12 protein-coding genes are annotated in these 12547 nt (G+C 58.0%); 10 read left to right on the forward strand and 2 right to left on the reverse strand.

Annotation, left to right across the window (positions count from 1 at the left end):
• Positions 1 to 79 precede the first annotated feature (79 nt).
• The 6 genes from ACOZ42_RS06450 to ACOZ42_RS06475 all read left to right on the forward strand — a co-directional run bounded on the left by ACOZ42_RS06450 (position 80) and on the right by ACOZ42_RS06475 (position 6379).
• Positions 80 to 1225 carry a branched-chain amino acid ABC transporter substrate-binding protein gene (locus ACOZ42_RS06450; RefSeq protein WP_039943347.1) on the forward strand — a complete coding sequence of 382 codons (1146 nt, stop codon included), beginning with the start codon at positions 80 to 82 and terminating at the stop codon, positions 1223 to 1225.
• Between the two features lie 128 nt (positions 1226 to 1353).
• Positions 1354 to 2286 carry a branched-chain amino acid ABC transporter permease gene (locus ACOZ42_RS06455; RefSeq protein WP_003801466.1) on the forward strand — a complete coding sequence of 311 codons (933 nt, stop codon included), beginning with the start codon at positions 1354 to 1356 and terminating at the stop codon, positions 2284 to 2286.
• Between the two features lie 119 nt (positions 2287 to 2405).
• Positions 2406 to 3389, forward strand: a complete 984-nt coding sequence (locus ACOZ42_RS06460; RefSeq protein ID WP_230406319.1) for an ABC transporter permease subunit — start codon at positions 2406 to 2408, stop codon at positions 3387 to 3389.
• Positions 3386 to 4222, forward strand: a complete 837-nt coding sequence (locus ACOZ42_RS06465) for an ABC transporter ATP-binding protein (RefSeq protein WP_003801463.1) — start codon at positions 3386 to 3388, stop codon at positions 4220 to 4222. Before ACOZ42_RS06460 ends, ACOZ42_RS06465 begins: the two co-directional genes overlap by 4 nt.
• On the forward strand, positions 4219 to 4956 hold the full coding sequence (locus tag ACOZ42_RS06470) for an ABC transporter ATP-binding protein (RefSeq protein WP_131071556.1): 738 nt from the start codon (positions 4219 to 4221) through the stop codon (positions 4954 to 4956). The genes ACOZ42_RS06465 and ACOZ42_RS06470 overlap by 4 nt, the downstream gene beginning before the upstream one ends.
• Before the next feature lie 523 nt (positions 4957 to 5479).
• Entirely contained in the window at positions 5480 to 6379 is a 900-nt protein-coding gene (locus ACOZ42_RS06475; protein WP_219235926.1) for an alpha/beta fold hydrolase, read from the forward strand.
• Between the two features lie 42 nt (positions 6380 to 6421).
• Here the strand turns inward: ACOZ42_RS06475 and ACOZ42_RS06480 are convergent, their stop codons facing one another.
• A complete protein-coding gene (locus ACOZ42_RS06480; protein ID WP_219235928.1) occupies positions 6422 to 7348 on the reverse strand; it encodes an AraC family transcriptional regulator in 927 nt (308 codons plus the stop codon).
• A 499-nt stretch (positions 7349 to 7847) separates the two neighbouring features.
• Here ACOZ42_RS06480 and ACOZ42_RS06485 point away from each other — a divergent pair, with 499 nt between their 5' ends.
• The 4 genes from ACOZ42_RS06485 (at position 7848) to ACOZ42_RS06500 (ending at position 11141) form a co-directional block, all read left to right on the forward strand.
• On the forward strand, positions 7848 to 8378 hold the full coding sequence (locus tag ACOZ42_RS06485) for a hypothetical protein (RefSeq protein WP_219235929.1): 531 nt from the start codon (positions 7848 to 7850) through the stop codon (positions 8376 to 8378).
• 173 nt (positions 8379 to 8551) lie between these two features.
• The gene (locus ACOZ42_RS06490; RefSeq protein WP_219235932.1) at positions 8552 to 9559 is read left to right on the forward strand and encodes a MerR family transcriptional regulator; all 1008 of its coding nucleotides are present in this window, start codon (positions 8552 to 8554) and stop codon (positions 9557 to 9559) included.
• A 56-nt stretch (positions 9560 to 9615) separates the two neighbouring features.
• Positions 9616 to 10494 (forward strand): class I SAM-dependent methyltransferase, encoded by an 879-nt coding sequence (locus tag ACOZ42_RS06495; RefSeq protein WP_426345695.1) that lies wholly within the window; start codon positions 9616 to 9618, stop codon positions 10492 to 10494.
• Positions 10494 to 11141: an HAD hydrolase-like protein gene (locus ACOZ42_RS06500; RefSeq protein ID WP_219235935.1), complete on the forward strand. Its 648-nt coding sequence runs from the start codon at positions 10494 to 10496 to the stop codon at positions 11139 to 11141. The genes ACOZ42_RS06495 and ACOZ42_RS06500 overlap by 1 nt, the downstream gene beginning before the upstream one ends.
• Positions 11142 to 11385: 244 nt before the next feature.
• On the opposite strand, the gene ACOZ42_RS06505 is transcribed toward ACOZ42_RS06500, so the two are convergent.
• A complete protein-coding gene (locus ACOZ42_RS06505) occupies positions 11386 to 12075 on the reverse strand; it encodes a VIT1/CCC1 transporter family protein (RefSeq protein WP_039943272.1) in 690 nt (229 codons plus the stop codon).
• Positions 12076 to 12547 lie beyond the last annotated feature (472 nt).

Raw genomic sequence — 12547 nt, forward strand, 5'->3', positions numbered from 1 at the left:
CTGCGTTCTTTCTCACGGCACGGGCCCACTTGTAGTGCGGCTATATTAAAAAACGAAGGAGAACAATATGCAGTCCATCATGAGCTTTAAATTGGCCTTGGTATCGACAGCGGTTTTTGGGGCACTGGCAGCAGGTCCGGCGTTGGCCGCTGACAAGGTCATCAAGCTGGGTTTTGCCGCCCCCTTGACGGGCCCTCAGGCGCACTACGGTGAAGACATGCGCAATGGCCTGGTGCTGGCGCTGGAAGAGGCCAATGCCCAAAACATTGAAATTGATGGCGCGACCGCCCGTTTCGAGTTGGTCGCCAAAGATGACCAGGCTGACCCGCGCACGGCAGTTCAGGTCGCCCAGCAGATTGTGGACGAGGGTGTGGATGGCGTGTTGGGACACTTCAACTCGGGCACCACCATTCCTGCCTCGCGTGTGTACAACGACGCGGGTATCCCCCAGATCGCCATGGCCACCTCGCCCGAGTACACCCAGCAGGGTTACGACAATACCTTCCGCATGATGACCAGCGACACTCAGCAGGGCGCTGCCGTGGGTCAGTTCATCGTCAAGGATCTGGCCGCCAAGAAAGTGGCCCTGATCGACGACCGTACCGCGTATGGCCAGGGTCTGACGGATCAGGTGGCCCGTGCCGTGGAAAAAGCAGGTGGTCAGATTGTGGCGCGTGAGTACACCACGGACAAAGCCAACGACTTTACCTCCATTCTGACCAACATCAAGTCCAAGCAGCCTGACGCCATCTTCTTTGGTGGTTTGGATGCGCAGTCCGGCCCCATGAAGCGTCAGATGCAAACGCTGGATATCAAAGCGCCACTGGTATCCGGTGAAATGACCCGCAGTGACACCTTCTTGCGTCTGGCAGGCGGGGCGGCCAACGGGACCTACGCCTCTCTGGCTGGTGTGCCTTTGTCCACCATGGCTGCTGGCGAGAAGTTTGCCAAGGACTATCAGGCGCGCTTCAAGGCAGAGCCGGGTGTCTACGCGCCTTACGCGTATGACGGTGCCTGGAACATGATTACGGCCATGAAAGAAGCCGGTTCGTCCAAGGCTGAAGACTATCTGCCCAAGCTGGCTGCTCTGAAACGGAATGGTGCGACCAGCAATAACATCGCCTACGACCAGAACGGTGATCTGAAAGAAATTGCCGTCACCATCTACGAGGTCAAAGATGGCCAGTGGACGATGGTGAAAACCATGGTCAGCCAGGCGAACTAAGCCTTTCTGAGCCTGCAGTTTGAGCCCCTCGGGGCTCATCTTTACCGTGGCCTGTGTCTGGCAGGCCCACGCTCCCTGTTCTATCGTCATGCGCCGGGGCAGGGGGCAATGACCACGAGTCCCAATCTATGGAAATCCTGATACAACAACTAATAAATGGCCTGACCGTGGGCAGTGTCTACGCCCTGGTGGCGCTCGGCTACACCATGGTGTACGGAATTATTGGCCTGATAAATTTTGCGCATGGTGACGTCGTCATGGTTGGGGCGATGCTGGCCACGACAGTGGTGTTATCGCTGGTAGGCGCAGACCCGGCAGGCTTGTCTGCCTGGCTGATGGTCGGCTTGGCTTTGTTGGCCGCCATCCCTGTTTGCATGGGCATAGGCTGGACCGCCGAACGTTATGCCTATCGGCCCTTGCGTCGTGCGCCTCGTTTGGCGGCGCTGATTACCGCCATTGGTGTGTCCTTTATTGTGCAGAACTTGGCCATGATGATCTGGGGCCGCAATTATTTGAGTTTTCCGCACATTATTGAGCCCATGGTTTTCCAGGTGGGCGATGCGCGCATCAGCTTGCTGCAAATTCTGATTATTGTCGGTGCCGCCGCGATCATGTCCGGTCTGATGGTACTGGTGCATCGTACCCGTTTGGGCACTGCCATGCGCGCCACTGCCCAGAACCGGGAAGTGGCGGGCTTGATGGGGGTGAACATCAACACGGTGATTTCCGCCGCTTTTGTCATCGGTTCGGCCCTGGCTGCCGTGGCCGGTGTGATGATCGTCACTTATTACGGTGTAGCTCAATACACTATGGGCTTTATGCTGGGACTGAAAGCGTTTACCGCCGCCGTTCTGGGTGGCATTGGCAATTTGGGCGGCGCCATGCTGGGTGGCTTGCTGCTGGGCCTGATCGAAGCCTTGGGTGCCGGTTACATCGGTGACCTGACCAACGGCGTCTTTGGCAGCAACTATCAGGATGTGTTCTCGTTCATCGTGCTGATCCTGGTGCTGATTTTCCGTCCCTCGGGCCTGTTGGGTGAGCGTGTGGGAGATCGCGCATGAGTCTGAATCAAACATGGGGTGGATCGGGTTCGAAGCCGCGTCCTGCAACACCCGCCAAAGTCTGGGTCGGCGCGCTGCTGATCGGGGTGGTGCTGGCCATTTTGCCTTTTGTGTTGGGCATGGCCGGTCAGAGCTGGGTCCGTACCCTGAACTTTGCCTTGCTCTATGTGATGCTGGCACTGGGCCTGAACATCGTGGTGGGTTTTGCCGGCCTGCTGGATCTGGGCTATATCGCGTTCTATGCGGTAGGCGCCTATGTCTGGGCTATGTTGGCCTCGCCACATTTTGGATTGCATTTGCCCTTCTGGATGGTGTTGCCAGCCGGTATTGCCCTGGCAGCGGTATTTGGCGTTTTGCTGGGCTTTCCGGTGCTGCGCCTGCGTGGGGACTATCTGGCCATCGTGACTTTGGGGTTTGGTGAGATTATCCGCATCTTCATGAACAATCTGGATGCGCCCATCAACATCACCAACGGCCCGCAAGGGATCAATCGGGTCGATACCTTCAAGATTGGTGATTTCATCTTTGGTAAAGCGGAAACCCTGTTTGGCATACGGATAACCGGGCCGGAAAAGTACTATTACCTGCTTTTGCTGATCACCCTGCTGATTGTGTTCATCTGCGTGCGCTTGCAGCACTCCCGTATTGGGCGCGCCTGGGAAGCCATTCGTGAAGATGAAATTGCGGCCAAGGCTATGGGCATCAATACCCGTAACGTCAAACTGCTGGCTTTTGCCATGGGCGCAACCTTTGGTGGCGTGGCCGGCGGTCTGTTTGCTTCCATGCAAGGCTTCGTCAGCCCAGAGAGTTTCAGCCTGACCGAATCGATCGCCGTGCTGTGCATGGTTGTGTTGGGAGGGATGGGACATATCCCCGGAGTGATCGTGGGTGCCTTGCTGCTTTCCGTCTTCCCCGAGTTGCTGCGCTCCGTCGTGGTGCCCTTGCAGCAAAGCGTGTTTGGCGACGTGATTCTGGACCCGGACGGCATCCGTATGCTCCTGTTTGGTTTTGCTCTGGTACTGGTCATGATCTACCGCCCGGAAGGGCTATGGCCCTCCGCGGTGCGCCGTCGTGAGCGCAAAATGAAGCAGGTGCAAGCATGAGTGTGACCATGAACCAACACGTAAAAGAGGGCGAGGTGCTGTTGCAGGCAGAAGGCTTGTCCAAGCGCTTCGGCGGTTTGCAGGCCTTGTCCGATGTCAGTTTCAGCATTCGCAAAGGTGACATTTACGGTTTGATCGGCCCGAACGGCGCAGGTAAAACTACGCTGTTCAACGTGATGACGGGCCTGTATATCCCTGAGTCGGGCCGCTGCACCTTTGCGGGTCGTAACCTGACCGATTGCAAGCCTCATCAAATTGCTGAGTCCGGTTTTGCGCGTACTTTCCAAAACATTCGTTTGTTTGGCAGCTTGTCTGCCCTGGAAAACGTCATGATTGGTCGTCACGTCCGCACCCGCGCAGGCGTGCTGGGTGCGGTGCTGCGTAACCGCGCTACTCGTCAGGAAGAAGAGCAGATCGAGGCCCGTGCCTACGAGTTGCTGGATTACGTGGGCATCGCCCAGCACGCTAACGAGATTGCCCGGTCCTTGTCCTACGGTGACCAGCGCCGCCTGGAAATCGCCCGCGCCTTGGCAACCGATCCCATGTTGCTGGCCCTTGACGAACCGGCCGCTGGGATGAACCCGTCCGAGACCGTCGTCCTGCGCCAGCTGATTGAAAAAATCCGTGGTGACGGCATTACTGTCCTGCTGATCGAACACGATATGAAGCTGGTCATGGGCCTGTGTGACCGAGTCCTGGTGCTGGAATACGGCAAAGTATTGGCCGAAGGTAAACCTGCCGAAGTCCAGCATAACCCGCGTGTGATTGAAGCCTATCTGGGTGCGGGTGCTGCCAAAGAGCTGGGTATTACCGTTGAAGAGGAAAAGGCATGAGCACAGAACCGTTGATGCTGGATATTCGGGGCCTGGACGTGGCTTATGGTGGCATCCGGGCGGTACGCGGCCTGGACCTGCGAGTCGGGCAAGGCGAACTGGTTTGCCTGATTGGTGCTAACGGTGCTGGTAAAAGCACCACCTTGCGGGCTATTACCGGACTGGTTCCGGCGGCTGCCGGTCAGATTCAACACCAGGGCGAGAGCATAGTCGGCCTGCCATCACACCAGCTCGTGCGCCGTGGTGTGGTCATGGTGCCGGAAGGGCGGGGCATCTTTCCTCAACTGACGATCGAGGAAAACCTGGCCATGGGGGCATACACCCGCAAGGATCATCACGAAGTACGCCAGGATATCGAACGTATCTACACCCTGTTTCCGCGACTGGCTGAGCGTAAAAAACAATCGGCCGGGACGTTGTCCGGTGGGGAACAGCAGATGGTGGCCATGGGACGCGCCATGATTTCACGGCCGTCCTTGCTACTGTTGGATGAGCCGTCGATGGGGCTGGCCCCGATCATGGTTGAGCGGATTTTTGAGCTGATCCAGACCATTGCCAAAGAAGGCGTGACGATCTTGCTGATCGAGCAGAATGCGCGCTTGGCATTGGAACTGGGAGATCGGGGCTATGTGATGGAGTCGGGGCGGATTATTCTGGAAGGCCCGGCTGCGCAGTTGCTGCATGACCCCAAGGTACGAGCCGCGTATCTGGGGGAAGAGGATTTTGCTGCGTAAGTAGGATTTAGGATTAGAGAAAAAAGCCAATCAGCTCAGAGCTGATTGGCTTTTTGATTTTTGTGCTGGGTTTTATAAGTCACGCATACTAATCTTGAGGGGGCCGCTCTCGACCCGTTGCAGTCGTCTGAACGTGCTCGGCCAATGTCCGCTGTGCAGCGATTGCTGCCGCTCACGTCTGCAAATCGTAGTACCGCTTTCTGCCAGGTGGCAGCCCACCCAGTGGCACTGCCTTCGGTCCTCAATAGCTGCTTTGGAGTGAGTAACGGTCAGCGAGGAAAAGGTCAGTCAATATGGTGCTGAATTTCAGCTATCACGGGAGATCTAGTGGTGCTATTGCATGGAACCTGCCGCTCATTTCAAGTGTCTGGCTGACATTCGAACCTTCCCTTTGCGCAGCGCTTGGGGTAGGCAGTCATTCGGGAATGTCACGTGATGCCAAGACTTTGGCGTCCTGGGTCATTTCTGCGATCTCCGATGTACGGCATACTTGATCGTTGACTGATCTCTGAGGAACGTACCGATGAATACTTCATCCAAGCGCTTGACCACTGCAGCCAAGGTCGGCAGCCTTTCGTTTGCGACTCATGCTGCAGAGACGGCCCCCCCTTACGCGAACACCCGATTTCTGCCTTTAGATGAAGGCCAGGTTGCATACGATGACACAGGCGGCAGTGGCCCACTGGTTCTGGCCATCCCAGGGATGGGTGATCTGCGTTCGGAATACCGGGCCCTGCGACCGCTGCTTCAGCAGGCCGGATATCGCGTCGTCACTATGGATGTTCGTGGACATGGGGACACTACAGCGCGTTGGCGTGACTATTCTGCGCATGCCGTCGGCCGTGATGCTTTGGCACTTATTGACCATTTGAACGCAGGCCCCGCAGTGATCCTGGGCAATTCATTTGCTGCGGGGTCTGCGTTGTGGGCGGCGCACGATGCGCCAACACAAGTACGTGCCGTCGTGTTGTTGGGGCCCGTGGTGCGTGACGGACAGCCATCATGGTTCGCCAAGACCGCCGTTACCGTAGGTTTTGCTGGCCCTTGGCGTGTGCTTTTCTGGTTGGCATTTTGGAACAGCCTATTTCCGTCTCAAAAGCCAGAGGACCACGCCGAAGCAAAAGCTGCGCTAGCCGCCAATCTCAGAGAACCTGGCCGCATGGAGGCGTTGCGCATGATGATCGGTATATCCAAAGCCGATACTGCCGCTATCGTCGAGCAAAGCCGTGTGCCAGCGCTGGTGGTGATGGGCACGAAGGATCCCGACTTTCCCGATCCTGTAGTTGAAGCGCGGTGGCTAGCATGTGCTCTTGGCTCCATCCCTCTGATCGTTGAAGGAGCAGGCCATTACCCGCATCTAGAGATGCCTGAGCGCGTGGCACCTGCACTATTGAGCTTTTTTGCACGCATCGGCACGAAGTGACTCATGTTTGCTTGCCGCAGACACCCAGATGGGCTTAGAGGCTCAGTGCCGGGAACGCCGAGCAGCCGCGGGGGTTATCCCAGTCCAGCGTTTGAAGGCGCGGTGGAAAGAGCTAGGGTCTGCAAAGCCCAGCAGGTAGACCACTTCGCCCAGTGCAAGGTGCTCATCGGCGATGTAGCGCATGGCCAGCTCACGTCGTACCTCGTCCATCAAGTAGGCAAAACGTGTGCCTTGATCGTCCAGTCGACGCTGAAGGCTGCGTTCGCTCAGGTTCAGGCACCGAGCCACTGCCTGCAGCGATGTCTGTCCGTGGGCCATGCCTTCGGCCAGTTGTCGTCGCACCAACGTGACAATATTCTCTGGTGGGCAATGGCTGGCTGCGAGCAGTTGCTCGGCATGGGCCATGACAATCCGCGACAAACCTGGATCGGCAGCAGGTATCGGGCGGTCCAACAGCTCGCTGGGCAGTACCAGACAAGACACAGAACACTTGACACGGGGTGTAACTCCAAAGACCTCTCGATACGCCTCGAGCTTGTCCAGTGCTGCATGCGCGAACTCGACGCTCAGCGCTTTCACCGGCTTACCGCAGAGCTGAGACGCAACCACCACCAGCGAGGCCAACGTGAACTCTGCGGCCTGCGGACATGGCCGCACGCCTACCACGTCGAATCTGTGCTCGATCCGTGTGGTTTCACCAATAGGGATGATCTCGAAAGTCGCGAGGTCGTGCAGAAGGCGGTTGTAGCGTGCCAGTCGCTGCAGGGCCGTGCGCAAGTCGGGCGCGGTACGCACGGCGTAATCCAGCACATCGAACTCTCCCGGGCGGATCAGACCTGCGGCAAACAAGCCAAACGATGGTTTTTGGGTCAAGTCCGCTGCGCGCGTCCACAGGTGCTCCTCCACCGCAAGCGGCATGCGTGCTTCAGGATCACTCAGCCATTCGGCGTTAAATCCTGTGCTGGACATCAAGTGTGCAGGCTGTACGCCCAAGACGCTGGCACTATGAATGATCAGAGCTCCAATTCGGGCGGAAACTTTCGGACTAGAGGTGCGCGTCGTCATCGTCGGTGCATGTATATCTACAGGAGTCAATACCCGAAGCACATTCTATCCTGTGTTTGGGCAGGGCTTCATCACCATGCAAACCACTGTCTCACCGATTACAGATGCCGCGTCTCAAGTCAAGCCTCGCCATCAGGCGTCTCTCTACCTGAGCCTTTTGCGTCGCGCATGGTGATGGTCACTTGTGCTTATTCACCTCTACAACCTACAGCACCACGCAACAACCGTGACGTCGCTCATCAGATTCACACGTCAGTGCACATTCACTGCCGACCGCGCCAAGGGCATGACCAGCCACGCAACGGAGTTTGGATCCTGCGCTATTCATGTTTAGAAAGCCACGCTGTTGTTATCAGGCAATGAGTTTGACCCTGACGTGGCGTCATACTTGAGGATTGTATTCATGCAAACAATCGACTCTGAAATCAGATCAAACGACCATTTTCGATACACTGGCGATTTACAGTCTTGGCTTCAAGATACGCTGAACGCTTTCTCAACTGGACAAGGTGCCTCAGTGCCGTGCGGCGACTGGAAGGCTTGCTGTCGGGCCGGGTATTTCATTCCGGTTCACCGGCATGAGTGGTCTACCCGTGCGGCCATTCATGCGCGCTTGCTCGTCACACCTCCCGCCCACTGCGACGATGGCAATTACCAACTGATCAGCACGATCCGGTGCGGTCACTGTGCGTTACTCAAAGAAGATGCTTGCTCCATCTACCGCGAGTGGCCACAGACATGCCGCGACTACGACTATCGGCTTTTTGCGTCATCAGGGCTTCTGTCTGGCCATGGCGAAATTGACCAACAAATCGCCCGCGGGCGCTTTCACTACGGCAACGAGGAAAGCAGGCATACGCACGCGGCCAGCCGGGCAACGACAGGCTTTGGCATCAACCACGCAGGGGCGTTCCCAGAAGGGCGCGTTCCCTAGCGGCCCGCCGACATCGTTGTGGTGGCCATCAAGGCACATCTGGTCGTTCTTGGCGCCACGGTGCAAAGTGGTGTCCCTGAAACCATTGCCCAAGTCATTGTGCAGGCTTGCCGCGCGTTTGATGCAACAGCTCGCCTCGCATTCAGAACGATACACACCGCATGAGGCCCCCTTTGAAATCATCGAATTTGACAGTTGGTGAGGTCGCCCGGCGTACCGGCCTGACGGTGCGAACGCTGCACCACTACGATGCGATTGGGCTGGTTCAACCCAGTGGCAGGAGTGAGTCGGGCTACCGGCTCTACAACGCGCGTGACATCGAGCGCCTGCACTCGGTCACGTCCCTCAAACAACTCGGTTTGAGCCTGGATGTCATTGGTGTGGCGTTGGCTGGGGGCGGTATCGCCCCGCTTGAGTTGGTTGGCCGTCAGATCATGGAAGCGGAGCGCACGATCGAGCAGGCACGGGCGCTGAAAGAAAACTTGCAGCTGCTGCACGATACTTTGCTCACCAACAACGGCGGGGAGGACAACACGGAGGCCTTGCTGGCAGGCGTGCACTTGCTGACGAGCTACCAACGCTTTCTTCCGGTGCATGGTATCCGCAAACTACTGGGTAAATGGCGCCAAGCGCGGCCACGCTGGGAGCCTCTCGCCGCTGCCCTCAGCCACTGTCAACGCTCTGATGCGCCCGTGGACATGCCAGAAGTGCAACGCCTGGCGCAGCAGTGGATGAACGTGGCCATGGCCGTCTTCGGCGGTCAACTGAGCGCCGTCATGCAATGGACACAGATGCACCGCCAAGCCCCAGAGACGGCTGCCCATGCTGGGCTGGATCCGGCATTGCTCACGTACTTGGAGCGGGCGATTGGCGCGCGCATGGCCGCGCTGGAGCGACACCTGAGTGCCGAAGACCTGGCACGACTGGATGGCTCCTTAGGCCCAGAGTGGGAGAAGTTCACCGCCGACGGACACGCTTTGCTGCAGGCAGGCACCTTGCCGAACACGCCAGAGGCATGCGCGCTGCATGCCCGCTATCTGGATCTGCTTGCCAGAACCGTGCGCCACGACGCAGCGCTGGCCGAGAAGATGCGTCAAGCCTATAGTGCCGAGCCCATCTTGGCCCACGGGCATTTCGTTTCGCCCGAGCTTCGCGCTTATCTCGCACAAATCACCCCTTGACTCTCACGCTACGTCAGGTTCGAAAGTGCGGTTTTTACCCATTGGAGATTCTGACGATGCACAACCTACCCACGCTTTCCGCCCCCTGCCCGAGCCCATCCGCATTGCGCGTTGCCACCGCGCGCGCCTTGCATCAGTTGCTGGAGCAGCAGCGCGTGCTGGAAGATACGTTCGCACTGGGCTGTCTCGGGCCAGAAACCGCCGCCGCGCTGATGCTGGACCCGGATGCCCACAACGACGTGACGGCCCGATCACTGCGCGCCGGGATTGTGGTGCGCTCAAGGTTCGCTGAAGATCGCCTGCTCAAAGCCATCGCCTTGGGGAGCCGCCAGTACGCCATCATCGGCGCGGGGCTGGACACCTGGGCCCTGCGAGCCGCGCAGGCTCTGCCAACCATCGACGTGTTTGAGATTGACCAGCCAGCCATGCAGGCGTGGAAGCAGGGCGTGTACGCCGAAAACGGTTGGGCAACACCTGCTCGACTCCGCTGGGTGTCGGCCGACTTGCGCGAAGTCACGGTAGATGATGCGCTCACGCAGGGGGGCGTCGACATGTCTGCCCCCACGGTCGTGTCGATACTTGGCGTGCTGGTGTACTTCCACCCACCGGCTGTGGAGCGCACGATCCACGTGCTGCGCACGTTGCCCATCGGCTCGACGCTCATCATGGATTACCGTCTGGACGAGCAGTGCCTGCCTCCCATCGAGCGAACGATGATGCAGTTCACTGCGCATGTCATGGCGGCCGGGGGGGAGCCCTGGCAGTCATCGGGCACGCCCGAACAGATGAAGGCTTTGCTGGCTACGGCTGGATTCGATGTCGAAGAGGATCTAGGCCCTGCAGAACTCAATTACCGCTACCTTGCACGACGCCGTGATGGGCTGCAGATTGCCGGTGGCGGCTTCCGCTACCTCAGTGCTATCAAGGCCCGCTGATGGTGCGCCGCTACGACCTCGTCATGTTTGATTTGGATGGCACCCTGGCCGACTCGTTGGGTTTCTTTATACGTACGCACAATCTCTTGGCAGCCAAGTACCACTTCCAGCCCATCCAGCCGCATGAGGTCGAGCTGCTGCGGCAGCGTTCGCCGTGCGAAATCATGGACCACCTTGGGCTGCCAAGGTGGAAGCTGCCATTTGTTTCCCGGGATTTCGTGCGTTTGATGCGTCTACACGGCCAGGAAGTGTGCATGTTCGCCGGGGTGGAGCGGGTTCTGCGCGACCTCCATGCGCATGGACTCCAGCTGGCAGTTGTCAGTTCCAACTCGGTAGAGAACTGCCGACGCATTCTCGGCGAAGACCTGTGTCGCTTGATGTCATGCATCGACGGCGGCGCTTCGCTTTTCGGCAAACGCACAAGAATTCTTCGCGTGATGAAGAAACTTAGCATTCAACCGGGCCAGGCGATCTATGTGGGAGACCAGTTGACCGATGCTGATGCGGCCCGGGCGGCGAGCGTGGCTTTCGGTGCGGTGTGTTGGGGTTATGGTGCACCGCAGGCTTTGGCTCAAACTTCGCCCGAGGTGACATTTGAGACTGTTGATACACTTCGGTTGTTGACCTGCAATCCGCAGCCAATCTGATTGAGCCAATCTCCAGTGACAGCTTGTAGGTGCGGAGCAGACCTATCTAGAGGATTTGATGCAACGGCTGCTTTGCTAGCAGCAGTCATTGGTTTTGCTGACTTGAACGGCAGCAACCAGCCTGAAGCCGTCGCTTGTTGCAATGCCTCGGAGGACCGCTCCTGACCGAAAGCTGCCTTGATGAGCTGAACGTTATCGTTCTACTGGGGATATCCATCTGGCATTGTCAAAGAAGGTCCTGCAATTAAGCAGCCACACCAAACAAAGCACCGACGCCAGCCGTTAGCCCCATCGCCAATGCCCCCCAGAAGGTCACGCGGGCGGTCGAGACGAATAGCGGAGCGCCACCTGCCTTGGCGGCGATCAAGCCTAGAAGGGCGAGAAAGAGCAGCGAGCTGCCTGCGACATACCACATGAGTGCAGCCGTCGGCAGCAGCAGAACCACCAGCAAAGGCAGCAGGGCACCTGCGGCAAATGTCGCAGCCGAGGCCAGTGCGGCCTGTACCGGTTTGGCCGCCAAGGTCTCTGATATGCCAAGCTCGTCTCGCGCATGGGCCCCGAGTGCGTCGTGGGCCATGAGCTGGGTCGCGACATGTGACGCCAGATTTTCATCCAGGCCCCGATTGATATAAATGGCTGTGAGTTCGGCATGTTCCTGCTCAGGGTTCTTCGCCAGTTCTGCTTTCTCGCGGGCCAGATCTGCGCTCTCTGTATCGGCTTGTGAACTGACTGATACATACTCACCGGCCGCCATGGACATGGCACCAGCGACCAGGCTGGCAACGCCTGCAACAAGAATGCTCTTGGCACTTGCTCCTGTGGCCGCCACCCCCAAGACCAAGCTGGCTGTCGAGACAATCCCGTCATTCGCCCCTAAAACAGCGGCTCGAAGCCAGCCTGTACGGTGCGTCTTGTGTCTTTCAGTATGTCTCATAGATAGCCCCAGATTGGTGTGTGGTTGCGTACGGTGGCGGTCGTATGACGTATGGCCTGTTTAAGTGAAGCATGAAGCGCGCGCTGTCAGTCCCGGCATGTAATTAACCATCATCAGGATCAACAGTCATGCGATATTGACGCCAGTATGGTTGTCTGCGTGCCGTTCTTCGCGTGAAACCTTGGTGAATCTACATGACCCCCTGCACCACTTATTTACAAGCAAAGCATACACAAGTCTGTGAAGACTGCGGCAAGACATGATCCTGTTGGTGGGCTAGCGCGTGGGCGAGCGAATGAATGTGGTAGGGGAGTGAGTCGGGGGTATCACTCAGCACCGTCGGTGACAGCCACTTCGGGCCATGATTGGCATGCTCAGCGGCAGCGGTTTTGGTAAGCTGGTACTTGGCATCACCAGTGAGTAAGGTCCTGCTGGCGCGATTGCTTGTTTCTCTGTCCTCCATTCAAAGAAG

The organism is Alcaligenes sp. HNGD-HTN06 (assembly GCF_049932565.1).
GTDB lineage: Bacteria > Pseudomonadota > Gammaproteobacteria > Burkholderiales > Burkholderiaceae_B > Alcaligenes > Alcaligenes ammonioxydans.